The 23,664-nt window shown below is 70.5% G+C and carries 22 protein-coding genes; 16 read left to right on the top strand and 6 right to left on the bottom strand.

Annotation, left to right across the window (positions count from 1 at the left end):
* Positions 1 to 121 precede the first annotated feature (121 nt).
* The 5 genes from ACIBK0_RS22360 to ACIBK0_RS22380 all read left to right on the top strand — a co-directional run bounded on the left by ACIBK0_RS22360 (position 122) and on the right by ACIBK0_RS22380 (position 7,180).
* A complete protein-coding gene (locus ACIBK0_RS22360; protein ID WP_399082525.1) occupies positions 122 to 535 on the top strand; it encodes a PaaI family thioesterase in 414 nt (137 codons plus the stop codon).
* 480 nt (positions 536 to 1,015) lie between these two features.
* Complete coding sequence (locus ACIBK0_RS22365; RefSeq protein WP_399082528.1) at positions 1,016 to 1,231, top strand: type A2 lantipeptide; 216 nt, start codon at positions 1,016 to 1,018, stop codon at positions 1,229 to 1,231.
* Positions 1,232 to 1,321: 90 nt separating this feature from the next.
* A complete protein-coding gene (locus ACIBK0_RS22370) occupies positions 1,322 to 2,131 on the top strand; it encodes an HlyD family efflux transporter periplasmic adaptor subunit (protein WP_399082531.1) in 810 nt (269 codons plus the stop codon).
* Positions 2,128 to 4,350: an NHLP family bacteriocin export ABC transporter peptidase/permease/ATPase subunit gene (locus ACIBK0_RS22375; protein ID WP_399082534.1), complete on the top strand. Its 2,223-nt coding sequence runs from the start codon at positions 2,128 to 2,130 to the stop codon at positions 4,348 to 4,350. The genes ACIBK0_RS22370 and ACIBK0_RS22375 overlap by 4 nt, the downstream gene beginning before the upstream one ends.
* 1 nt (position 4,351) lies before the next feature.
* Positions 4,352 to 7,180, top strand: coding sequence for an NHLP bacteriocin export ABC transporter permease/ATPase subunit (locus ACIBK0_RS22380; RefSeq protein WP_399082537.1), 2,829 nt, complete (start codon positions 4,352 to 4,354; stop codon positions 7,178 to 7,180).
* 4 nt (positions 7,181 to 7,184) lie between these two features.
* Here the strand turns inward: ACIBK0_RS22380 and ACIBK0_RS22385 are convergent, their stop codons facing one another.
* The gene (locus ACIBK0_RS22385) at positions 7,185 to 7,721 is read right to left on the bottom strand and encodes an SRPBCC family protein (RefSeq protein WP_399082540.1); all 537 of its coding nucleotides are present in this window, start codon (positions 7,719 to 7,721) and stop codon (positions 7,185 to 7,187) included.
* Between the two features lie 6 nt (positions 7,722 to 7,727).
* On the bottom strand, positions 7,728 to 8,144 hold the full coding sequence (locus ACIBK0_RS22390) for an ArsR/SmtB family transcription factor (RefSeq protein WP_399082543.1): 417 nt from the start codon (positions 8,142 to 8,144) through the stop codon (positions 7,728 to 7,730).
* Positions 8,145 to 8,359: 215 nt separating this feature from the next.
* Here ACIBK0_RS22390 and ACIBK0_RS22395 point away from each other — a divergent pair, with 215 nt between their 5' ends.
* Complete coding sequence (locus ACIBK0_RS22395) at positions 8,360 to 9,862, top strand: MFS transporter (RefSeq protein WP_399082547.1); 1,503 nt, start codon at positions 8,360 to 8,362, stop codon at positions 9,860 to 9,862.
* 64 nt (positions 9,863 to 9,926) lie between these two features.
* Here ACIBK0_RS22395 and ACIBK0_RS22400 read toward each other — a convergent pair whose 3' ends face one another.
* Positions 9,927 to 11,498: a bifunctional phosphatase PAP2/diacylglycerol kinase family protein gene (locus ACIBK0_RS22400; protein ID WP_399082550.1), complete on the bottom strand. Its 1,572-nt coding sequence runs from the start codon at positions 11,496 to 11,498 to the stop codon at positions 9,927 to 9,929.
* Between the two features lie 386 nt (positions 11,499 to 11,884).
* Between ACIBK0_RS22400 and ACIBK0_RS22405 the strand changes: the two genes are divergently transcribed.
* The gene (locus ACIBK0_RS22405; protein ID WP_399082553.1) at positions 11,885 to 12,382 is read left to right on the top strand and encodes a methyltransferase family protein; all 498 of its coding nucleotides are present in this window, start codon (positions 11,885 to 11,887) and stop codon (positions 12,380 to 12,382) included.
* Between the two features lie 214 nt (positions 12,383 to 12,596).
* Positions 12,597 to 13,607, top strand: coding sequence for a Ppx/GppA family phosphatase (locus tag ACIBK0_RS22410; protein WP_399082556.1), 1,011 nt, complete (start codon positions 12,597 to 12,599; stop codon positions 13,605 to 13,607).
* Positions 13,608 to 13,866: 259 nt separating this feature from the next.
* On the opposite strand, the gene ACIBK0_RS22415 is transcribed toward ACIBK0_RS22410, so the two are convergent.
* On the bottom strand, positions 13,867 to 14,301 hold the full coding sequence (locus ACIBK0_RS22415; RefSeq protein ID WP_399082559.1) for a protease inhibitor: 435 nt from the start codon (positions 14,299 to 14,301) through the stop codon (positions 13,867 to 13,869).
* A gap of 309 nt (positions 14,302 to 14,610) precedes the next feature.
* On the opposite strand from ACIBK0_RS22415, the gene ACIBK0_RS22420 reads away from it, so the two are divergent.
* From ACIBK0_RS22420 to ACIBK0_RS22440, 5 genes are all read left to right on the top strand, one after another.
* Positions 14,611 to 15,162, top strand: a complete 552-nt coding sequence (locus tag ACIBK0_RS22420; RefSeq protein WP_399082562.1) for a hypothetical protein — start codon at positions 14,611 to 14,613, stop codon at positions 15,160 to 15,162.
* A 51-nt stretch (positions 15,163 to 15,213) separates the two neighbouring features.
* Entirely contained in the window at positions 15,214 to 16,041 is an 828-nt protein-coding gene (locus tag ACIBK0_RS22425; RefSeq protein WP_399082565.1) for an LLM class F420-dependent oxidoreductase, read from the top strand.
* A gap of 33 nt (positions 16,042 to 16,074) precedes the next feature.
* The gene (locus tag ACIBK0_RS22430) at positions 16,075 to 16,554 is read left to right on the top strand and encodes a TIGR03668 family PPOX class F420-dependent oxidoreductase (RefSeq protein ID WP_399082568.1); all 480 of its coding nucleotides are present in this window, start codon (positions 16,075 to 16,077) and stop codon (positions 16,552 to 16,554) included.
* Positions 16,555 to 16,779: 225 nt separating this feature from the next.
* A complete protein-coding gene (locus tag ACIBK0_RS22435) occupies positions 16,780 to 18,363 on the top strand; it encodes a purine-cytosine permease family protein (RefSeq protein ID WP_399082571.1) in 1,584 nt (527 codons plus the stop codon).
* 17 nt (positions 18,364 to 18,380) lie between these two features.
* Positions 18,381 to 19,070: a cyclase family protein gene (locus tag ACIBK0_RS22440; RefSeq protein ID WP_399082574.1), complete on the top strand. Its 690-nt coding sequence runs from the start codon at positions 18,381 to 18,383 to the stop codon at positions 19,068 to 19,070.
* A gap of 161 nt (positions 19,071 to 19,231) precedes the next feature.
* Here ACIBK0_RS22440 and ACIBK0_RS22445 read toward each other — a convergent pair whose 3' ends face one another.
* Positions 19,232 to 20,413: an aminotransferase class V-fold PLP-dependent enzyme gene (locus tag ACIBK0_RS22445; RefSeq protein WP_399082578.1), complete on the bottom strand. Its 1,182-nt coding sequence runs from the start codon at positions 20,411 to 20,413 to the stop codon at positions 19,232 to 19,234.
* A 315-nt stretch (positions 20,414 to 20,728) separates the two neighbouring features.
* Between ACIBK0_RS22445 and ACIBK0_RS22450 the strand changes: the two genes are divergently transcribed.
* The 3 genes from ACIBK0_RS22450 (at position 20,729) to ACIBK0_RS22460 (ending at position 22,432) form a co-directional block, all read left to right on the top strand.
* Positions 20,729 to 21,235, top strand: coding sequence for a methylated-DNA--[protein]-cysteine S-methyltransferase (locus tag ACIBK0_RS22450; protein ID WP_399082581.1), 507 nt, complete (start codon positions 20,729 to 20,731; stop codon positions 21,233 to 21,235).
* 73 nt (positions 21,236 to 21,308) lie between these two features.
* Positions 21,309 to 22,040 (top strand): 2OG-Fe(II) oxygenase, encoded by a 732-nt coding sequence (locus ACIBK0_RS22455; protein WP_399082584.1) that lies wholly within the window; start codon positions 21,309 to 21,311, stop codon positions 22,038 to 22,040.
* A complete protein-coding gene (locus tag ACIBK0_RS22460) occupies positions 22,037 to 22,432 on the top strand; it encodes a hypothetical protein (protein WP_399082587.1) in 396 nt (131 codons plus the stop codon). The genes ACIBK0_RS22455 and ACIBK0_RS22460 overlap by 4 nt, the downstream gene beginning before the upstream one ends.
* On the opposite strand, the gene ACIBK0_RS22465 is transcribed toward ACIBK0_RS22460, so the two are convergent.
* A complete protein-coding gene (locus ACIBK0_RS22465; RefSeq protein ID WP_399082590.1) occupies positions 22,429 to 23,652 on the bottom strand; it encodes an MFS transporter in 1,224 nt (407 codons plus the stop codon). The genes ACIBK0_RS22460 and ACIBK0_RS22465 overlap by 4 nt on opposite strands.
* Between the last annotated feature and the right edge of the window lie 12 nt (positions 23,653 to 23,664).

The following is a 23,664-nucleotide window of genomic DNA, read 5'->3' on the forward strand; positions in this document are numbered from 1 at the left end:
ACGGGTGAGCCACGTGGGTTGTTCAACTGCCTTTAAGAAAGGCAGGAGTTACCTCGGCGAAAGGCATGGATTACGAGGCAATCCCGCCCTTCCGCCGAGCGACCGGGGAACAATGCCTCGTATGACGCTGAACCTCGCGGAAGCCGACAAGATCCTCGCCGACCATTTCGCCCCCTGGGTGCTCGACCTCGGCCTGTCCGTGGCGGAGTTGGGTGACCGACACGCCGTCCTGCGACTGCCGTGGTCCGCGCGGCTCGCCCGGGAGGGCGGCTCGCTGTCCGGCCAGGCACTGATGGCCGCGGCCGACACGGCGACCGTGATCGCGGTGTCCGCGACGCGCGGCGCCTTCGTCCCCATGACCACCGTCCAGCAGTCCACCAGCTTCCAGCGGGCGGTGACGGAGGCGGATGTGCTGGTCGAGGCGGTGCTCACCAAGCTGGGCCGCCGGATGGCCTTCGCGGACATCACCCTGACCGCCGAAGGATCGAAGGAGATCGCGGCGCGGGCGAGCACGGTGTACGCGCTTCTGGGCTGAGCGGGACGCACACCCGGCGCGCACGACACAGTCCGCTACCGATCAATAACGGTCCGTCCCCTACCCAGAACGGAATCCCGGCTTCAGCGGATCTGCACATCGAATACGCAACGAAGGCACGGTGGGCGACAGATCTGCACAGTCGCGCGCCCCCCTCCGCGCCATTGCGACGGGACTGTCCCATTCGATCCCGGGGCGGCAAGGGCACGCACGAATCGATGCCGCGCAGCATGTGAAGAAGTCGCCCCCGAGACGTGTGCACGCCTGCACGGTTGGACGGTCGAAGTGCTCAAGTGCCCAGGTGAGAGCCCTGGTTGATTGGATACGCGCCACGCGGGCGTGCTTTGATCCGTTGCACCGCGGGGGTCGCACCGAGGCTCCCGGAAACGGGTGCCGCGCGCTCGCGGTGGCGGCCGTCATCTGTCCCCCAGAGGGGGCCGCTCCCCCTTATGAAATATCCAGACGAAGGGAAGTTCCATCATGAACTCCACCCCCCGTGTTGAGACCGCCGAGATCTCGGACGCCGACCTCGACAACGTCTCCGGCGGCCTGTCGCTGAACGCCGTTGGCACCGTCACCGGCCTGGTCGACAGCGTTGCCCCGGTCTCCGGCCTCGCGGGCACGGCCGTCGGCACCCTCGAGGGTGTGACCGGCCTGAACACCGCCCCGGTCACCGGCCTCGTTGCCGGTCTCTGATTGCATTTCATGCCGTTGAGTCCCGGAACCGCTTCCCGGTTCCGGGACTCTCGGATGTCGTAAATCTCTCGAACAGGTGAGGGAAGTCCCGTGCAGTTCCGCCAACAGGCCCTCGCCAAGCTGCAATCGCCCGAAGAGCTGGACCTTCCGGTGCGCTTCGCCCGCCCCCAGGGCTGGCTCGTGCTGTCCGTGACCGTCGTCGTCATGGCGGCCGCATCGGTGTGGGCCGTGACGGGCAGCGTCGCGTCCACGGTCGGCGCACCCGCCATCCTCACGCACGGGGAGGGCAGTTACGTCCTGCAGAGCCCCGTCGCCGGGCAGGTGACCGCGGTCCTCGCCAAGGAGGGCGAACGGCTCGCCGCGAACGCCCCCGTGCTGAAGGTCCGTACGGCACAAGGGGAAACGGCTGTCGTGCGGACCGTCGCCGCCGGCCGCATCACCGCGCTCGCCGCCACCATCGGCGCGATCATCTCGACCGGCGCGAACGTCGCCGCCGTGGAGAAGGTCGCCCACGCCGACGATCCGCTGTACGCGACCGTGTACGTCCCCGCGGAGAACGCCTCCACGATTCCCGCGAACGCCGCTGTCGACCTCACGGTCCAGTCGGTGCCGACCCAGCAGTACGGGGTGCTGCGCGGCCATGTGAAGGCGGTCGACCGGACCGTGCAGACCCAGCAGCAGATCACCTCCTTCCTCGGTGACAGCCAGCTGGGCGAGCAGTTCACCAAGAAGGGCAGGCCGGTGGCCGTCCTGGTCCGACTCGACCGGTCCGCAGGCACGAAGAGCGGCCTCAAGTGGTCCTCGGCCGACGGGCCGCCGTTCGCGCTCACCTCCATGACCCTGGCCACGGGTTCGATCCGCATGGCCGATCAGCGCCCCATCGATTGGCTCCTGCCGTGACCACCGCACAAGACACCCGGGGCAGACGCCGCGCCGCGCCCCCGAAGCGCACGGTCCCCAAGGGCAGGCGAAAGACCGTCCGCACCCCCACCGTGCTCCAGATGGAGGCCGTCGAGTGCGGCGCGGCCTCCCTCGCCATGGTCCTGGGCCACTACGGCCGGCACATTCCGCTCGAAGAGCTGCGCATCGCGTGCGGTGTCTCGCGGGACGGCTCGCGTGCCAGCAACCTACTGAAGGCGGCGCGCAGTTACGGCCTGACGGCCAAGGGCATGCAGATGGACACGGCCGCGCTCGCCGAGGTGAGGGCGCCCGCGATCCTGTTCTGGGAGTTCAACCACTATGTCGTGTACGACGGCATGGGACGGCGCTTCGGGCGGCGCGGCGTACACATCAACGACCCGGGCAAGGGACGCCGGTTCGTGCCGATGGAGGACTTCGACACCAGCTTCACCGGAGTCGTCCTGGTCATGGAGCCGGGGCCCGACTTCCGCACGGGCGGACGCAAGCCGGGGGTCCTGGGCGCCATGCCGGCCCGGCTGCGCGGCACGTCGGGCACCATGCCCGCGGCTGTGCTGGCGAGCCTGCTGCTGGTGGTGGTCGGCGCGGCGCTGCCGGCGCTCAGCCGGACATACATCGACCAGTATCTGATCGGTGGCCAGAGCTCCCTGCTCGGCGTGCTGTTCGCGTCGATGGGCGCCTCGGTGCTGCTCACGGTGGTGTTGACCTGGTTGCAGCAGGCCAATCTGCTGCGCGGCCGCATCATCTCCTCGACGCTCTCCAGCGCGCGTTTCCTGCGCCATCTGCTGCGGCTGCCGGTCACCTTCTTCTCCCAGCGCAGCCCGGCCGACCTGGTGCAGCGGCTCCAGTCGAACGACGCGGTGGCCGAGACACTGGCCCGCGATCTCGCCGCGGCCGGTGTGGACGCGATCGTGGTCGTGCTCTACGCCGGGCTGCTCTACACCTACGATCCGCAGCTCACCGCCGTGGGCATCGGCGTCGCGCTGCTCAACGTCGTGGCCATGCGGGTGGTGATCCGGCTGCGCGCGACCCGCACCGCGAAGCTGCGCGCGGACACCGCCCGGCTCACCAACACGGCCTACACCGGGCTCCAGCTCATCGAGACGATGAAGGCCACCGGCGGCGAGGACGGCTACTTCCGCAAGTGGGCGGGACAACACGCGACCACACTGGAGGAGCAGCAGCGCCTCGGTGTGCCGAGCGCCTGGCTGGGCGTGGTCGCGCCGACGCTCGCGGCGCTCAACTCGGCGCTGATCCTTTGGATCGGCGGTCTGCGCGCGATCGAGGGCCATATCTCGGTGGGTCTGCTGGTCGCCTTCCAGGCTCTCGTCACCCGCTTCACCGCCCCGATCACGCGCCTCAACGGCGTCGCGGGCCGCATCCAGGACTTCGCGGCCGACGTGGCCCGTCTCAAGGACGTCGAGAACTTCCAGGCGGATCCGCTCTACGCCCGCTCGGGCACCGGCGAGTCCACCCGCCGTCTGCACGGCCATGTCGAGCTGGAGAACATCACGTTCGGCTACAGCCCGCTCGACAAGCCGCTGCTCACCGGCTTCTCGCTGACGGTCGGCCCGGGCCAGCAGGTCGCACTGGTCGGCGGCTCGGGAAGCGGCAAGTCGACGGTGTCCAGGCTGATTTCGGGCCTGTACGCCCCCTGGGAAGGCACGATCCGCATTGACGGGCAGCGCTTGGAGGACATCCCGCGCGGCGCCCTCGCGGCCTCCGTGTCCTTCGTCGACCAGGACGTCTTCCTCTTCGAGGGCACGGTTCGCGACAACATCGCGCTGTGGGATCCGTCGATCCCGGACGACGCCGTGGTCGCGGCGCTGGAGGACGCGGCGCTGTACGACGTGGTCATGCGCCGTCCCGGCGGCATCCACAGCCGGGTCGAGCAGGACGGACGCAACTTCTCCGGCGGCCAGCGTCAACGCCTGGAGATCGCACGGGCGTTGGTCCGCAGGCCCAGCATCCTGGTGCTCGACGAGGTGACCAGCGCGCTGGACGCGGAGACCGAGCAGACCGTCATGGACAACCTGCGCAAGCGCGGCTGTGCCTGTGTCGTGATCGCGCACCGGCTCAGCACAGTGCGCGACAGCGACGAGATCGTCGTGCTTCAGCACGGCACGATCGTGGAACGCGGGCGGCACGACGCCCTGGTGGCAGCCGGCGGCCCGTACGCCGAGCTGGTCAAGGAGCGATGAGATGACCACGGTTCACGAGGGCGTTCACGAGGGAGACCTCGTCCTCGGCGCGCTCGGCGGCATGGGCACGCCGGTCGACTGCTCCGGCCTCAACCGCCTCGACCTGGAAGGCCCGCAAGTCCTGTGGCTCGTCGCGGCGGGTGCCATGGACCTGTTCGCGGTCGACGCCGCCCAGCAGGGCCACTGGCACCACCTCGGCCGGCTCGAAGCGGGCTCCCTTCTCCTCGGTCCGGTCGCGGGACCCCAACACACGCTCGTCGGGCGCCCGCTGCGCGACTGCGTGGTGCACCGGATCGTGCTGCGTGAGCTGTACCAGCCGGTCAACACCGAGACCTGGTCGTACGACGAGTACGGCAACCCCCAGTACGTACCGCCGACGTCGAGCCCGCTGGAGTACGCCCTCGCCCTCGGCGTCGGCCGCAGCCTCTCCATCCTCTTCCAGGCGCCGATGGCGACCGAGAACGCCGCCGCGCTCACGGACGACGACGTCTTCTGGATGCAGGTGCCACCCGGCAGTGTGCAGTACGGCTCGCTGTACGGCGCCGAAGCGGCCGCCGACCTGCTGATGGACCCCGGTGTCTGGCAGAGCATGGTCGACCAGCAGTACCGCCTGCTGACCACGCTCGACCGCTGGATCGAGCAGCTGGAGGCCAGCCACGAGGACCGTACGGCGGCGGGCATCAAGGCGGGCGAGGCCGTCCGTGCCCAGGCCGACCGGACCCTGCTCGCCTCCATCGGCAAGTCCGCGGCCAAGCGCCCCACCGCGGCCGACGCGGACGCCACGTACGCGGCCTGCAAGCTGGTCGCCCGCGCGGCCGGGATCACCCTCGCGGAGTCCGCGCAGAGCGGAACGGAGAGCGACCGGCTCGACCCGGTCGAACGGATCGCGCTCGCCTCGCGCGTCCGCACCCGTGCGGTACGCCTGGACGGGCGCTGGTGGCGGGACAACATCGGTCCGCTGATAGGCCACCGGGCCGTCTCGGGCGCGCCGGTCGCGCTGCTGTGGCGGCGCGGCGGATACGTGGCCGTGCAGCCGTCGTCCGGGCGCGAGACGCCGGTCGAGAAGGCGAATGCGGCGGAGTTCGAGCCGCGGGCCGTGATGTTCTACCGCCCGCTGCCCGAGCGGAGGCTGAGCCCGCTGCGGCTGCTTCGCTTCTGTCTTCAGGGCACCGGCGGCGATCTGCGCAACCTCGCCATCAGCGGTCTGGTGACCGTGGCGATCGGCGCGCTGGTGCCGATCGCCACCGGCAAGGTGCTCGGCGAGTACGTGCCGAAGGCCCAGCACGGTCTCATCGTCCAGGTCTGTCTGGCCATCATGATCACCAGCATCGTGTCGGCTGCGTTCATGCTCCTGCAGAACCTGACGATGCTGCGGATGGAGGGGCGGATCGAGGCCACGCTCCAGCCGGCCGTGTGGGACCGGCTGCTCAGGCTGCCGACCAAGTTCTTCACCGCACGCTCGACCGGTGAACTCGCCAGTGCCGCCATGGGCATCAGCGCGATCCGCCGGCTCCTCGCGGGTGTCGGCCCGACGGTCGCGCAGGCGGGTACGGTCGGCGCGATGAACCTGGGACTGCTGTTCTGGTACAGCGTGCCGATGGCCCTGGCCGCGATCGGCATGCTCGTCGTCATCGCGGCCGTGTTCCTGGGCCTGGGCCTGTGGCAGGTGCGCTGGCAGCGCCGCCTCGTCGTGCTCAGCAACAAGCTGAACAACCAGGCGTTCCAGACCCTGCGCGGACTGCCCAAGCTGCGGGTCGCGGCGGCCGAGAACTACGCGTACGCCGCCTGGGCGAGCGAGTTCGCGCGCAGCCGCGAACTCCAGCAGAAGGTCGGCCGCATCAAGAACCTCACGACGGTGATGGGCGCGGTGTATCTGCCGCTCTGTTCGCTGCTGATGTTCATGCTGCTGGCGGGCCCGGCGCACGGCTCGTTGTCGGCCGCCGACTTCCTCACCTTCAGCACCTCGATGACGATGCTGCTCACCTCGGTCACCCAGATCACCGGCGCGTTCGTCTCGGCGGCGGCCGCGCTGCCGATGTTCGAGGAGATCAAGCCGGTGCTCGACGCCACGCCCGAGGTACGCGTGGCGAGCACCCGCCCGGGCATCCTGTCCGGCGGCATCGAGGCCCGAAGGCTCTCCTTCCGGTACGCCGACGACGGCCCGCTCGTCCTCGACGACGTGTCGTTCGACATCAGGCCGGGCGAGTTCGTGGCGATCGTCGGTCCCAGCGGCTGCGGCAAGTCCACGCTGCTGCGGCTACTCATCGGCTTCGACAAGCCGGTGTCGGGCAGCGTGCTGTACGACGGCCAGGATCTGGCGGCCCTCGACCAGTCCGCCGTACGCCGTCAGTGCGGTGTGGTGCTCCAGCACGCGCAGCCGTTCACCGGCTCGATCCTGGACTGCATCTGCGGCACCGAGCCCTACACGCCCGAGGAGGCGATGGCCGCGGCCGAGATGGCGGGCCTGGCCGAGGACATCAAGCGCATGCCGATGGGGCTGCACACCATCGTCTCCGGCAGCGGCGCGATCTCCGGCGGTCAGCGCCAGCGGCTGATGATCGCTCAGGCGCTGATCCGACGCCCCCGCATCCTCTTCTTCGACGAGGCGACCAGTGCCCTGGACAACGAGACGCAGCGCACGGTCATCGAGAGCACCCGGGCGCTCAACGCCACAAGGGTCGTGATCGCGCACCGCCTGTCCACGGTGATGGACGCGGACCGCGTCATCGTGATGGAGGACGGCCGGGTCGCCCAGCAGGGCCCGCCCGCGCAACTGTTGGCGGACACGGGCGGGCGGCTGCACGAGTTGGTGCGGCGCCAGATGCAGTGAGCGGTCAGTCGAGGCCCGGGACCGGGGCACCCGAGGGGACTCCCGCCTCGATGTAGCCGCGATAGATCTCCTTCCAGGGCGCACCGGCACCCGCGTGCGGGCCTTCGAGCCGCTCGCCCCGCGCCTTCGCGTCGAGGGCGGCCAGGCACACCTCCCAGCCGGCTCCGTTGCGCGCGGCGGTGTTCTCGGCCACCAGAACATTGGTGAGCGTGAAATGCGTGCGCTTCTCGTCGAGGGCTTCGAGGTCGAAGTGCAGCTCGTCGCCGCCCCATTCGAAGGAGAGGTGGCGCGGAGCGTCGACCGCGAGGACCCGCCCGGTGGAGTCCGCCATGTTCGGGTCGCCGCTGAACGTGATGGTGCCGCCGGGCCGCAGCTCGATCTCGGCGCGGGACGGGAACCATTCGGCCAGCTCGTCCGGGTCGGTCACGAACTGCCAGACGCGGGCGACGGGGTGGTCGTAGGTCCGGCTGAAGCGGACGGCGGGGCGGCCGTCGTCCAGCGTGAGGTAGGTGCCGGTCAGGGCGGTGGGTTCGGCGGACATGGTGGCTCAGTCCTTCGGGGAGGGGGCATCGTCGTTCAACAAGGGCTCTTCGGTGTTCGGGAAGAGTTCTTCGGTGTTCGGGAAGAGTCCTTCGTGTTCGTCCGACGGCTCCCCCACCGCCTCGTCCAGGCGACGGCCGAGGACGTCGAGGCTCTCGTTCCACAGCTTCCGGTACGGGGCCAGCCAGGCGTCGAGCGTGGCGATCGGCGCGGGGTCGAGCGCGTAGACACGTCGCTGCGCGTCCTGCCGTACGCGCACGAGTCCCGCGTCCCGCAACACCCGCAGATGCTTCGAGGTGCTCGGCTGACTCTGACCGCACGCCTCGACGATCTCACCGACGGCGCGCGGCCGCTCCAGGAGCAACGCGACGATCGCGCGACGGTGCGGGTCGGCGAGCGCGGTCCAGAGAGAGGCATCGGACATGAGACCAAATATGCCTCCGCAGTTATATTCCCGTCAAGGAATACATGACCTTCGGTCCACTGTGACGGGCACCTCATCACGCCGACCCCATCGAAACGTTGCCGTTTCGCTGGAAGTGGCCTAACCTCGATGTGTACGAAACGGTTTCGTTTACGTACGCGTTACCTTCGAGCGATTTCCGTTTCCTTGAGCGGCTTCCCTGGAGTGGTTCTGCCATGTCTCAGACCCTGACCGACGGCACCCGAGCGGGTGCGGTCGACGCACCACCCGCGGAGGCGTCCAAGCGACGCTGGTTGATCCTCGCGATCATCGGCATCGCCCAGCTGATGGTGGTCCTCGACGCCACCATCGTGAACATCGCGCTGCCGTCCGCCCAGGCGGATCTGGGCTTCTCCGACGGCAACCGGCAGTGGATCGTCACCGCGTACTCCCTGGCCTTCGCCTCGCTCCTGCTGCTCGGCGGGCGCATCGCGGACCTCTTCGGGCGCAAGCCCGCCTTCCTGATCGGTGTCGCCGGGTTCGCCGCGGCCTCCGTGCTCGGCGGCGCGTCCACCAGCTTCGCAATGCTGGTCACCGCCCGCGCCCTCCAGGGCGTCTTCGGCGCGCTCCTCGCGCCCGCCGCACTCTCGCTGCTGAACACGACCTTCACCGACGCCAAGGAACGCGCCAAGGCGTTCAGCGTGTACGGCGCGATCGCCGGCGCCGGCGGCGCGGTGGGTCTGCTGCTGGGCGGTGTGCTGACCGACGCGCTCGACTGGCGCTGGACGCTCTTCGTCAACATCGTCTTCGCGATCGTCGCCTTCGCCGGTGGCTGGGTGCTGCTGACCAATCACCGTGACGCGGCGAACTCCAAGCTCGACCTGCCGGGCACGCTGCTGGTCTCCTCCGGTCTCTTCTCCCTGGTCTACGGCTTCTCCAACGCCGAGACGCACGACTGGAGTTCGCCCGCCACCTGGGGCTTCCTGGCCGCCGGCGGCATCCTGCTGACCGCTTTCGCCTGGTGGCAGACCCGGGCCAAGCACCCGCTGCTGCCGATGCGCGTGCTGCTCGACCGCGACCGTGCCGCGTCGTTCATCACGGTCCTGATCACCGGCGCGGGCATGTTCGGCGTCTTCCTCTTCCTCACCTACTACCTGCAGCTGAACCTGGGCTTCAGCCCGACCAAGACGGGTGTGGCGTTCCTGCCGATGATGGCGGCCCTGATGATCATGGCGCAGGTCTCCACCACGATCCTGGTGCCGCGGATCGGGCCGAAGGCCGTCATCCCCGCGGGCTTCGCGATCGCCGCGGTCGGCATGGCGTGGCTGACCGGCATCGGTCTCGGCTCGTCCTTCTCGACCGCAGTGCTGCCGCAACTGCTCCTGGTCGGCGCGGGCCTCGGCATGGTGATGCCGCCGGCCATGTCGCTGGCGACCAGCGGGGTCGCCCCCGCCGACGCCGGTGTCGCCTCGGCGACCGTCAACACCATGCAGCAGGTGGGCGGTTCGATCGGTACGGCGCTGCTGAACACGCTCGCCGCGAGCGCCGCGACCAGCTATCTGTCCGGTAAGGACGCGACCAACAAGCTGGTCCAGGCCCAGTCCACGATCGAGAGCTACACCACCGCCTTCTGGTGGTCGGCCGGCTTCTTCGTCCCGGGCGCGCTGATCGCCTCCCTGCTCTACCGCCGCGGGAAGCTGGAGCAGGACCCGAACGCCGCACCAGTCGTCCACATGTGATCGGTACCTGATCCGATCACCCGCCAGGCCGAGGGACCGCCGTCTGCAGGGAGACGGCGGCCCCTCATCCCTGTCCGGCGTCATTCGTGGCGGATCGTCTCGACCCTCTCCGGTAACGGGCCGTCTCGGCGGCCAGGCGGGCCTGCTGAGCCAGCTCGTTCTGCGGCTGCGCGGGCCGGTACACGACGATGGCCCGACGCGTCTTCTCCAGCCTCAACTCCGATGAGCCGGGGGCGACTTCACCGTCGTACGCCAGACTGTCCGCACCGGCGAGCCCCTCCAGCTGCACCCACGGGACCTGTTCGGCGCTGTACACCCTGGAGCGGCGGAGCCCCCCGACGAGCGCGGAGGCGATGACGCGGGTGCGCGCGAGCCGACGGTCGCCGTCGACCAGCCGCACGTCGAGCAGTCCGTCGTCCAGGCGCGGCCGGAACGCAGGGGCGAAGCCCTCGGGCACATACCGGCCGTTGCCCGCGAAGAGCAGCCACAGGCGGCGCGGGCGGCCGTTGACACTCAGCTCGATGGGGGTCGCGGTGCGCAGCACCCTGATGAGAGCGACGGCCGCGGCGGGCCACTTGCCCCACCGCTCCTCCAAGTGCTCGCGCAGCCGCACGAGTTCGGGGTACAGGCCGATGCTGAAGGTGTTCAGGAACCGCACGTCCTGCCCGGCCCCCGACCTCGCCACGCCGAAGTCCACGGCCACCGCCTCGCCCCGGGCGACCGCGACAGCGGTGTCCTCGAAGTCGGGGACGCCCACGTCCTGGGCGAAGTGATTGAGGGTGCCGCCGGGGAACACCGCCAGCGCGAGCCCCCGTTCGGCCGCCGCGCGGGCCGCGGCGTTGACGCTGCCGTCGCCTCCGCACACGCCCAGCGCGCCGCCCGCCCGCGCGGCCCGGTCGGCGGCCTCGGCGAGCAGCACGGTGAAGTCGTCGCCGGGGCCCCGCTCGATCAGCTCGGCCCCGGGCAGCAGGGCGCGCAGCCGCTCGGCGGCCGGCAGTGGCCCGACCGGCGCGCCGGTGCCGGCCCTGCTGTTGACGAACACGACCAGTCCCTCGCCGCGGGGCAGCGCGGGCGCGTCTGCCGCGGGCCGCTCCCGCTCCGGGGCAGTCGCGCGCGGTGGCCACCAGCGGCAGGTGAGCGCGGCGGCTCCGACGCCGATCACCACGCCGGCCAGCACGTCTCCCGGGTAGTGCACGCCCACGTAGACGCGGGAGAAGGCGACGGTGGCAGCGAGGGGCGCGACCACGGCGCCGTAGCGGGTGGATTCCAGGGCCACGCCGGTGGCGAAGGCCGCGGCGGAGGCGGAGTGCCCGGAGGGGAAGGACGTGGTGTGCGGTTGATGCCCGAGGTGCCGGATCTGCGGTACGAGATCCAGCAGCGGGCGGGGGCGCCGGGCGCTCCACTTCACGACCGTGTTGACGGTCAGCGAAGCCAGCGCGAGCGAGCCCACACCGCGCAGGGCCGCCCGTCTGGCCCGGTGCCCGCCGATCGCCGCGAGCCCGGCCGCCGTTCCCAGCCACAGGCGCCCATGGTCGGCGGAGTGGCTGAGCCGCCGCAGCGCCGGATCCGCTCCGGGCACCCGTGCCCCGGCCACCCGTGTGAACAGCCGCTGATCCAGTTCGCCGAGTACACGCATGCTCCATCGCTACGGTGCCGCGTCCGCGTCGGCATCCCGGGCGACTCGGACCGGTGACGTGTCTGCTCCGTGCGGCGCATGTCAGTGACGTATCCGCTCCGGCCGGCGAACGTCGGCGAGGGGCTGCCGGCCTTTCCGCTCCAGCCGACGAACGTCAGTGGCGGACTGCCGACCTTTCCGCTCCGGCCGGCGAACGTCAGCAGTCGGCTGCCCACCTTTCCGGCTCCGGCCGGCGAAGGTCGGCAAGGGGCTGCCGGCCTTCGGCGCACGCGGCTCACGGGCTGTCCGCCGCCGGTGATCTCCTGCCCGCCGGGCACATGGAAGTGACCGGCAGCCCCACTGCGCCGCCCGTTTACGCCGTGCCGCGCAGCCGTCATGGTGGCCGTATGCGCAGATCTGCGGCGGCGGCCGGCAGCTCTCTCTTCCTGGCGCTGGCTCCCGGCACCGTGGCGGTCCTCCTCCCCTGGTGGCTGACGGGCTGGCGGGCCGGTCACTGGTGGGGGCCGGTGCGCGTGCTGGGTCTTGTGCCCCTGGCCGCGGGCGCGGTGGTCCTGTTGTTCGCCTTCGCGCGGTTCGTCGTCGAGGGCCTCGGCACTCCGGCGCCGGTCGCGCCCACGGAACACCTGGTCGTGGGCGGGCTCTACCGGCATGTCCGCAATCCGATGTACGTGGCCGTCGTCGCGGCGATCGCCGGGCAGGCCCTGCTGCTCGCCCGGCCGGTACTGCTGGCGTACGGCGCGGTCGCCGGGCTCGTGATGGCGGCGTTCGCGCGGTGGTACGAGGAACCGGAACTGACCGATCGATTCGGCGCGGAGTACGAGCGCTACCGACGAGCGGTACCCGGCTGGTGGCCCAGGCTCCGCCCGTGGCGCGACGCCGGTTGACTCGGCGGCAGCGCGAGGGACAGCACCGGGATCGCGGCAAGGAGGAGCCACGGTACGGCGGGGGGGAGTCCGCTGTCCGGCGGCGCTCGTCCCCGCGCCGACCCCCGTATTCTCATGCCGCACGATCGCCCTCCGGCCCGGCCCGGAAGGCCTCGACGCTGCGCGAAGGCGCACGCGGGGAGTGCCGCCGGAGCACCGGGGTACATGCAGCGGCATGCGGCTGAGCGTGGTGGATGTGGGGTCGAACACGGTGCGGCTCGTGGTGGCGGATGCCGAGGGCGGGGTGCCGCTGCCGGTGCACACCGCCAAGTGGCGGCTGCGCCTGTCCGAGCGGATGGCGCATGGCGGCGCGATCCCCGACGAGGCGGTGGGGCAACTGGTCGAGGCGGTGCGCGCGGCGGGCGGCATGGCCCAACGATGGGGCGCGGCCGGCCCGTTGGCCTTCGCGACGACCATGGTGCGCAACGCCCCCAACCGTCAGGAGGTGCTGTGCGCCGTACGCGCGCAGACCGGAGTGCGGCTGTGCACTCTGCCGGGAGAGGTGGAGGCCGAGCTCACGTTCCTCGGGGCGCGCCGCTGGATGGGCTGGCGCTCCGGGCCGCTCGCACTCCTCGACATCGGTGGCGGCTCGCTGGAGGTGGCGTTCGGCCGAGGCAGGCTGCCGGACTTCGTGGCGTCGCTGCCCCTCGGCGCGGGCCGGCTGAGCCGCGAGTTCTTCGAAGGCCAGGACCCGCCGTCGGAGGAGAGCGTCAGGGCGCTGCGCCGCAACGTACGCCATCAACTGCGGGACGTGGCCGCACGGATCCGCTGGGAGGGACCGCGCACCGCCGTGGCGACGTCGCGGACCTTCCAGCAGCTGGCCCGGCTGTGCGGTGCGCCGCCCGGACGCCATGGCCCCTTCGTGGAACGGGAGTTACGCCGGGCGGACTTACACGACGCGCTCGACCGCCTCGCGCGGCTCACGGCCGCGGAGCGAGCGCTGCTGCCGGGCATCTCGGCACCGCGGGCCGTCCAGAGCCTGGCGGGGGCGGTGGTCGGGCACACGGCGATGAAACTGACCGGCCTGAAGAGGGTTTCCATCTGCCCCTGGGCCATCCGCGAGGGCATTCTGCTGCGGCACATGGAGGAGGGCGACTCATGGTGGGCGGACATCACCCGGCACAGCGACGAGGCCACGCCGCCGGCCGGTGGGACCCATCTGCGCATCGCGACCCCGGTGCGCTGAACGGGTGTCACCGTGACGCCCGCCCCGGTCTCCCGCCTCCACCTCAACAGCCGCTTCGACAGGGCTCGTTGAAGCAGTAGCGCATGCGAAGGCCGAGACGCCGTCGATCGTGAACACACAAATGCCGAGGGCCGGCCGACAGCCCCACTCTGTCCGGCCGACCCCCGGTGCGAAATCGCGTGGCGCCCCGCGACGGGGCCCGCACTCCCCAGCTACGGACCTCGATCGACGTTCACGAGGACCGCGCGATCCCGGTCCCTCAGAACGTGAAGACGGTCATCCCGTAGGAGTTCTTCACGCACTCGTTGGCGAAGGTGCGCTCGTACGAGACGCGCTTGCCCTGCCAGACGCCGTCGACCGTGACGACCACGGGGTCGAACTGCTTCGTACACACGGTCCCGTCTCTGACTGTCAGAGCGTCCAAGTCGCCGCCGGCTCCGCGGAGTTCGGCACAGGCCAGGGCGGCGGCGGGGTGGGTGCCAGAGGCGGTCGGGGCGCAGTTCAGGGTGACCGCCCGTTCCGGAGTGACGGTGGCTGCGCTGTTTCCATGGCCCATGGTGAGCACCAGGGCCGAGGGGGCGTAGAGCCCGGACGGACCGAGGCTCGGGGCCGCGTGGGCGGACCCGAGCAGGGGTCCGCAGACGGCGGTGGCCGTCAGGGTGAGAGTCGCTGCCCAGCGCGCGGTGGTCGGCATTGTGTGCATCCTTCCGCTCGATTGAATGCGATACCGGCTCGGTTGGGTGCCGGTTCGGCGAGCGCGAGTCTGCCGAGTCCGCACCGGAAACACACATCGACCCCATGCGTTTCGGTAACTTTGAGTGTTGAAACAGTGGCGTGAAGTTACGGAATTCGAACGTTCAAGCCCGGGAACTGCGCGGTTGTTGATCACAGGAAGCGCCTTCCTGGCCGAATTCCCTTGGCTCGGCAATAGGCCTGAAACATTCCGCTTCAGCCCATGGCGGAGACCCTTGCCTTTGACGGGCAATGGAGTAATGGTGATTACATGATTACAACCGAGCAGCGCGAGAAGTTGCGCGGCTGGTTCGCCGGCCGCTTGCCCGACGACCTCTTCGAGAGCCTCGCGGAGGTGACGGTCGACCGTGAGGAGATCACCGTCATCGGCCGCATCCCCGAGCCCCGGCTCACCGAAGGCGCCTCGGACGCCGAGAAGGAGGCGGCCGTCCAGGCACGTATCCAGGAATTCCGGGAGCGCACGCGCGAGGACCGGGTCGCGGTGGCGCGCGAGGCGGAGCACCGGTTCCGCAAGAAGGTCTCCTGGGGTGTGGAGTGCGGCGGCGAGCGCGCGCTGTTCACGCACATCGCCGCGCCCGTCATGACCCGGTTGCGCCAGCCCGAACGCCAGGTCCTCGACACCCTCGTCGCCGCCGGTGTCGCGCGCAGCCGCAGCGACGCCCTCGCCTGGTGCGTACGCCTTGTTCAGCGGCACACCGACGACTGGCTCGCCGAGCTGCGCGATTCGCTGGAGCACGTGCAGCGAGTCCGGGCGCAGGGCCCGGACGCCGAACCGGAAGACGCCCCGTCCGACGAGGAGTGACGAACCGCGCCACACTGGCACCAAGGTGCCGACGAGGCGAGGTGGTCGCGGATGAAGTTCGGGGTGTCGACGTTTCTCACCGATGAGGGCATCGGTCCGGCAGCGCTCGGACCGGCCCTGGAGGAGCGCGGGTTCGACGCGCTCCTGCTGGCCGAGCACACGCACATTCCGGTGAAGCGGGAGACGCCGTACCCGGCAGGAGGTGATCTGCCCCGCGTGTACTACCGCACGCTCGACCCGTTCGTGGCTCTCGCCGCGGTCGCCTCCGTGACCCGCGAGCTGCTGGTGGGCACCGGGATCGCGCTGGTGGTCGAGCGTGATCCGATCATCACCGCGAAGGAAGTGGCCAGCCTCGATCTGATCTCCGGCGGCCGCGCCGTGTTCGGTGTCGGCGCCGGCTGGAATCGGGAGGAGATGCGCAACCACGGGACGGATCCGGCCAAGCGCGGTCGGCTGATGGACGAGCGGATCCGCGCGATCATCGAGCTGTGGACCAAGGACGAGGCCGAGTTCCACGGCGACTTCGTCGACTTCGAACCGGTGTACAGCTGGCCCAAGCCGGTCCAGCGGCCGTACCCGCCCGTCTGGGTGGGCGGCAACAGCGACCGCGCCTTCGCCCGCGTCGCCGCATACGGAACGGTGTGGATGCCCAGCGGCGTACCTCCCAAGGAGCTCGGCGCGCGGATCGACCGCATGCGGCAGATCGCCGGTGACCGGCCGGCCGTGGTGGTGTACGGGGCCCGGCACGACCGCGAGTCCCTCGACATCTACGCGGAACTCGGCGTCGAACGCGTACTGCTCTTTCTCCCGACCCGGCCGGAGGACCAGACGCTGCGCACGCTGGACGAGCTGGCCGAAGCCGCGTCCGCCCACCGCTGACCGCGCCCGGCCGCCAGGGATACGGAGCTCACCGTGCCGGACATGGACGAGAACGAGGCGCGCCGCCGGTTTCTGACGGCACGGGTGGCGCGCCTGGCGACGGTGGACGCCGAGGGGCGACCCCATCTGGTGCCGGTCGTGTTCGCGCAGTACGGCGATTGCGGGCGCCGCCGCGACGAGATCGTCACCGCCGTCGACCGCAAGCCCAAGCGATCACCGCGGCTGAAGCGGCTGCGCAACATCGCCGCCCACCCGGCCGTCTGTCTGCTCGTGGACGCCTACGACGAGGACTGGGACCGGCTGTGGTGGGTACGGGCGGACGGCGACGCCCGCATCCTGCCGCCCGACGCACCGGAGTCCCGCGTCCGGGACGAGTACACCGCGGCGATCGCACCGCTGCGGGAGAAGTACGCACCGTACCGCTCGCAGCCGCCGGACGGCCCGGTGATCGCGATCACCGTCCACCGGTGGCACGGCTGGCGCGCCGCACGGGAGGCCGACCCACCCTGCTGAGCCGCCTACAGTTCCGGACGATGGACCAATAGTCCACCTCGGGCGTGAAAGATGGATGATTCGCCTCCTGTCGCATGGCCGTCGCACCGCCTTAGCGTCGGCAGATCCCACAAGGACGGCATCCGCGCACGCCGCACACCCCAGCAGCGACGACCGGCCACTCCTCCCCCCGCGCCACGACGCGCTCCGTCGCCCTTCCGGTACAGGCACTTCGCTGGAGCCCCTTTGTCCGAGAACTCCCCCGTCACGCCGTCGCGGTCTCTCACCGAGGTGGAGACCTACGGCGTCGAGCGCATCCCCGACGCGGACCGCACCGCCTCGCCGCTCGACCTGTTCAGGGTCGCCTTCGGCGGTGCGAACACCTTCTCCACCTGCGTCCTCGGGGCCTTCCCCATCCTCTTCGGCCTCTCCTTCTGGCAGGGGCTCGCGGCGACACTCCTCGGAGTCGTCGTCGGTGCGCTGATCCTGTGCCCGATGGCGGTGTTCGGCCCGGTCAACGGCACCAACAACGCGGTCGCCTCCTCCGCGCACCTGGGTGTGCACGGCCGGGTCGTCGGCTCGTTCCTCTCGCTGCTCACGGCCATCGCGTTCTTCTCGATCTCGGTGTGGAGCTCCGGCGACGCCCTGGTCGGCGGCGCGCACCGGCTGTTCGGCCTGGAGCGCAGCACGCTGTCGTACGTCGTCGCCTACGCCCTGTTCGGCGGCCTGGTGCTCGCGGTGTGCGTGTACGGGTTCCGGTTCATGCTGTTCGTCAACAAGATCGCGGTGGCCTCGGCGACCGTGCTGTTCCTGCTCGGCGCGATCGCCTTCGCCGGTGACTTCGACCCCTCCTACGCCGGTGTCTTCACGGCCTCCGCCGACTCGGCGACGCAGGCGCTGTTCTGGCCCTCCTTCATCGGCTCGGCGTTGATCGTGCTGTCGAACCCGGTGTCCTTCGGGGCTTTCCTCGGCGACTGGTCGCGCTACATCCCGGCGAACGCCCCCCGTCGCAAGGTCGTCGGCGCCGCGTTCCTCTCCCAGATCGCGACCCTGCTGCCGTTCGTCTTCGGTCTCGCGACCGCGAGCATCATCGCGACCAAGGCCCCGAAGTACGTCGACCCGGCCGCCCCCGACTTCGTGGGCGGGCTGCTGGCCATCTCGCCGAGCTGGTTCTTCCTGCCGGTCTGTCTGCTCGCGCTGATCGGCGGCATGTCGACCGGCACGACGTCCTTGTACGGAACCGGGCTGGACTTCTCGTCCGTGTTCCCGCGTCTGTCGCGGGTCCAGGCGACGTTCCTGGTCGGCGTGTTGTCGATCGCGTTCATCTTCGTCGGGCGCTTCGGCTTCGACCTGGTGCAGTCCATCTCCACGTTCGCCACGATGATCATCACCTGCACGACTCCGTGGATGGTCGTGATGATCCTCGGCTTCTACACCCGGCGCGGCTGGTACGACCCGGACGCGCTCCAGGTCTTCAACCGCCGTCAGCGCGGCGGCCGTTACTGGTTCACGCACGGCTGGAACTGGCGGGGCATGACCGCCTGGTGGGTGTCCGCGGTGATCGGTGTGCTGTTCACCAACATCCCCGGGCAGTTCGTCGGTCCGCTGGGCGACCTGGCGAACGGCATCGACATCAGCCTGCCGCTGTCGCTGGCCGTCGCCGCCCTCCTGTTCCTGACGCTGCTGCGGCTCTTCCCCGAGCCCCGGGCCGTCTACGGACCCGAGGGTGCGCGGCTGGCCCGTACGGTCGACGTGCCGGTGCCGCCGATCACCGGCCCCGGCACGGAGACCGACGGCGCGCAGCCCGTGCTCGCCGCAGAGAGCAGCTGAGGATGCCTGCTAGGGACATGAGTGTGAGGGAGTCCTGGCTCGACCTCTCCGTGCCCGTGGTCACCGGGATGCCCGTCTATCCCGGTGACCCGCAGGTGGAGGTGTCCCGCGCGCTGCGGGTCGCCGAGCACGGCGTCAACGTCCTGCGGCTGCACATGGGTTCGCAGTCCGGGACGCACGTCGACGCGCCGTACCACGTGGACGAGGCCTGGCCCAGGCTGGACGAACTGCCGCTGGAGCGGTTCGCGGGTCCCGCGGTCGTCGCCGACGTCCGCGGCCTCCCCGCGCGGGCCCCGATCACCCCCGACCTGCTCGCGCCCGCGCTGGCCCGCGTGCGCCTGCGGCCCGGCGCGATCCTCCTGCTGGCCACCGGCTGGTCGGCGCACTGGGGAACGGACCACTACCTGGCGCATCCCTGGCTCACGCCCGACGCGGCCCAGGCCGTCGTCAACGCGGGGGTGCGCACCGTCGGCATCGACGCACTGAGCGTGGACCCCACGGGAGGCACCGGCCTTCCGGCCCACCGCATCCTGTGCGGCACGGAAGGCGTGATCGCCGAGAACCTGACGCGCCTCGACTACGTTGCCACCGCGCAGGCTGCGGGCAGCCCGGTGGAGGTGTTCCTCTTCCCGCTGCATCTGCCCGGGGCGGACGGTGCCCCGGTCCGGGCGACGGCCCGCATCGGGGGCCGGGCGGGGTCGGCGTAGGCGCCCCCGGCACGGTGTGCGGATTCGCCCGCCTTCGAGAGGTCTTCGGGCCACCGGAGCGCCCTCGCGGGCGCGTCCCGTATGTCGAGGTGGGCGTCACCGACCTGCTCGGCCGGACACCGGTCCGCTGACACCCACGTCGGTGCGGGACAGGCCCTCGGTCAGCCGGCCGTGCGCGCGAGTTCGGCGATGACCTCGACGGCCCCGTCGAGTTCGCCCTCGGTGTTGTAGTAGTGCGGCGAGAGCCGCACCAAGGGGTGGACGCCCCGGTTCTCGGTGTCGAACTGGGTGTGCTCGGGGGTGGTCGTGGAGACATTGATGCCGCGCTGCGCGAGCGCCCTGGCGACATCGGCGGTGGGCAGGGCATCGACCTTCGCCGTCACGATGGCACACCGGTCCCGGCCCAGGTCGTGCGTGGTGACGCCGGGCAGGGCCGCCAGCCGGTCGCGCAGGTATGCGCCGAGGGCCACGACGCGCTTGCCGATCTGGTCCAGGCCCAGCTCAAGGGCCTGGACAACGGCGGCGTCCAGCCCCAGGACGTTGGCGTAGCTCATCTCCCAGGTCGCGAAGCGCCGCGCGCCGTCGTGCCAGGTGAAGCCACGCGCGCCGTCCCAGGTGGCGGACTCGATCTCGATGACGAACGGGTCGAGGTACTCAAGGGCCTCCGGACGGACCCACAGGAAGCCGATCCCTCGCGGTCCGCGCAGGAACTTGCGGCCGGTGGCGGTGAGCATGTCGCAGCCGATCTCGGAGACGTCGACGGGAAATTGCCCCACGGACTGTGTGGCGTCCAGCAGGAAGGGCACGCCGGCCGCCCGTGTGATCCTGCCGATTTCGGCCGCCGGGTTGATCAGACCGCCACTGGTGGGGATGTGGCTGATACCGACCAGCTTGGTGCGCTCGTCGATCAGGTCGGCCAGTGCCGCGGTGTCGAGCTGTCCGGACTCGTCGTCGGGGACCACGACGACCTCGGCACCGGTTCGCCGGGCGACCTGCAGGTAGGCCAGCACGTTGCTGCCGTACTCGGCCCGGCCGGTCAGGATGCGGTCGCCCGGCTCGAAGGTCATGGAGTAGAAGGCGGCGTTCCACGCGTGGGTGGAGTTGTCGAACAGCGCGATCTCGTCGGCCCGTCCGCCCACCAGCCGGGCGAGGTTCGTGTAGGTGCCGTCGATTCTGTCCCGCTCCTGGCCTGCCGCCTCGTATCCGCCGATGGCCGCTTCGAGTTCCAGATGGGAGGTCATCGCCGCAAGGGTCTGCCGGGAGAGCAATCCGGCTCCGGCGTTGTTGAGGTGCACCCGGTTCGCCGTGCCCGGGGTGTCCTTGCGGAGCGCGTCGATGTCCATACCGATGATTTCCCGTCTGCCCGAGATGCGTTCGCCTCCCTTACGTTCCCAAAGTGGCGTACATGAATGTTTCCGCGTCTGACAGGCCAGGAAAAGTGATGAACGGAGCCCCGCAGTGCTCCACCTGGACCGTGGCCGACGTACACCGCCATGTGCCGCCCGAGCACGGATGACTGCGGCGATCGCGGGGCCCGGAATCCGCGCTCCGGTCTCCGCGGACGCCCGCCCAGCGCGGCGTCCGAATACCGCCAGACGCGAGGCCACCAGAGCGGCAGACTCATACAGGAAGGTGAATCGTCAGAAAAGGGAATAACGATGACTATCTACGCGATGCTCGACAGCCCGCTGGGAGAACTTCTGCTGGTGGGTGAGGAGTCGGAGACAGCGACAGGCGGCACCGCGCTCAGGTCGCTCTCGGTGCCCGGCCAGAAGAGCGGCGTCACCGTCCAGGACGGTTGGCGCGAGGACAGCGAGGCCTTCGCCGAGATCACCCGCCGGCTGGGCTCGTACTTCGACGGCGAGCTCACCCGCTTCGACATCGAGTACACCACCAGCGGCACCCCCTTCCAGCAGCAGGTGTGGAAGGCCCTGGAGGACATCGAGCACGGCACCACCCTCACCTACGCGCAGGTCGCCGACCGCGCCGGGATCCCACGCTCGTCCTCGCGCGCCGTGGGCACCGCGATCGGCGCGAACCCGCTGCTCGTCGTACGTCCCTGCCACCGTGTGCTGGGCAGCGGCGGCGCGTTGACCGGATACGCCGGCGGCCTGGAGCGCAAGCGCCAGCTGCTGGACCTCGAGAACGTCCGCCAGGCCGTATGACCGGCCTCCATCGGTCGCAGGGCCAGGAACATCACGAAGAGGCCCTGCGGCTTCCACCTCCCCGGAGGGCACCATGATCGACACCAACCGACTTCCGGGCACGCTCACCGAGCGGGTCGGCTCGCAGGACTGGGACGCACTGACCGCGGAGGTCAACGAGTACGGCCACGCCCTCACCGGTCGGCTGCTCACTCCCGACGAGTGCACGACGATGACAGGCCTCTACGACGAGCCGGAGCGCTTCCGCACCACCGTCGACATGACACGCCACCGGTTCGGCTCCGGACAGTACCGCTATTTCACCCACGAACTGCCAGACGCTGTAAAGGAGTTGAGGAAAGCGCTCTACCCACACCTGCTGCCCATCGCCCGCGACTGGGCCGCCAAACTCGCTCAGCCGTCCCCCTGGCCGGACAGCCTGCAGGAGTGGTTGGCACTCTGCCATGAGGCCGGTCAGGCCAAGTCCGCGCAGATCCTGCTGCGTTACCGCGCCGGAGACTGGAACGCCCTGCACCGCGATGTGTTCGGCGACGCCGTCTTCCCGCTCCAGGTCGTCATCGGCCTCGACGCACCCGGAGTCGACTACAGCGGCGGCGAGTTCATCATGACCGAGCAGCGACCGCGCGCCCAGTCCCGCGGATCGTCCACCACCCTGCCGCAGGGCCACGGGCTGATCTTCACCACCCGCGACCGGCCGGTCGCCTCCAAGCGCGGCTGGTCCACCGGCCCCATGCGGCACGGGGTGAGCACCGTGCGCTCCGGCAGGCGGCACACCCTCGGCCTCGTCTTCCACGACGCCAATTGACCGACCCGACCAGCGGACAGCGCACGTACACACTGCGCGGCCCGGACAACGAGCCGTACCGAAGCAGCTCGCCGGGCACGCTCGGCGGACAGCGGGGCGGAAAGCTGTACGGGCGCCTGGACTGTCCACGCCGGGCCAGCCCCCACTGGTCGTGCGTGGCCTTCGTGATCGACCCGGCCCAGCGTGAGGAGGACTCCTCCGTCAGGGCCCGCTTGCGCTGCGCCCACGCGTCCGCGTCGTGGCCAGCCCGGCGGCGCACCTTTGCCGCCCTCGGCGACTCCCGCGTCCCGGCGCTCGCGGGCGCCCACACCCTGCACGGCCTGCGCGGCGCGAACCCGGACGGCACCACCTGGCGCATCGACCGCGACTGGGTCACCCCACTCCTGCCCTAGACCCACGCCGCTTCGGGATGCGGCTGCCTGGTGTGCTGCCGGCGTTGCGCCCCGCGGACGGCGAGCGGTGCCGCCAGGCCCGTCAGGGCGAACAGGGCTCCTACGACGTACCAACCGGGGCGGCCCCAGGTGATGCAGAGCGAGATGAGCAGGGTGGGGCCGAAGGCCTCGGCCAGGCCGGCGCCCAGGCCGAACACTCCGAGGTACTGGCCGGTGGCGTGCTCGGGCGCGAGGGCGAAGGACACTTCGAAGCCCGCGGCGGAGTGCCACAGTTCACCGACCGTATGGATGACCACCGCGGTCATGAGCAGCGTCGCGGCGGCCCATGTCGGTATGCCCGCGGACAACGAGATCAGCGAGCAGGAGACGAGGAAGGCCAGACCTGAGCGACGGTATGCGCCTCCGCCGGCCGCGGGGGAATCGATGGAGCGGCCGACTCGTACCTGAACCGCGATGACAAGGACCGTGTTGATGAGCATGGTGCCCGAGACCAGCCAGCGCGGTGCGTTGGTGGCCGTGACCAGCCAGAGCGGGATGGCCACGGTGAGCACCTTGAACTGGATGGCCATGATGCCGTCGAGGGCGGTGATCAGCAGGTAGGGCCGGTCCCGTAGGGCGAGCCGGCGTGGGCCGCCGACGGTGGGTACGGGGGTGACCGGCGGCAGGAGGACCAGGACGGCGGCGGAGGCCGCGAAGGCGATCGCGTTGCCGACGACCAGAAGCTGGTAGTCGGTGAGCGTGCCCGCCTGGAGGGCCCAGCCTGCCAGCAGGGCACCGAAGGAGATGCCGACGTTGCTGACAGCCCGGAGATAGGAACGGAACTCCTGCGGCCGGTCCCCTCCGTAGTACCTGATGAGCGGACTGCGTGCGGCCAGTCCGGCCGCCTTGGCCCCGGTGGCCGTGCATACCGTGAGGACGAACGGCCAGAAGCTGTCCGCCAGCAGGAAGCCGGCGGTTGCCAGCGCCTGGACGACAAGGGTGGTCGCGTAGACGCCGCGCGCTCCGTGCGTGTCGGCGAGATGGCCGACGGCGATGCCCGCGGCCAGCGAGACGAAACCGGCGATGCCGAGACCGAGCCCCACCTGGCCGGCCGGAAGGTGGACCGCCTGGGTGAAGTACAGCACCCCGGCCGTCAGAAAGAGGCCGCTGCCGACGGTGTAGATGAAGTTCGAGGCTGCGATGACGCGCTGCGGTCCGGCTTTCGGCATCAGATGGGGCATGTCATGGCTCCG

The organism is Streptomyces sp. NPDC050564 (assembly GCF_044457265.1).
Taxonomy (GTDB): Bacteria; Actinomycetota; Actinomycetes; order Streptomycetales; family Streptomycetaceae; genus Streptomyces.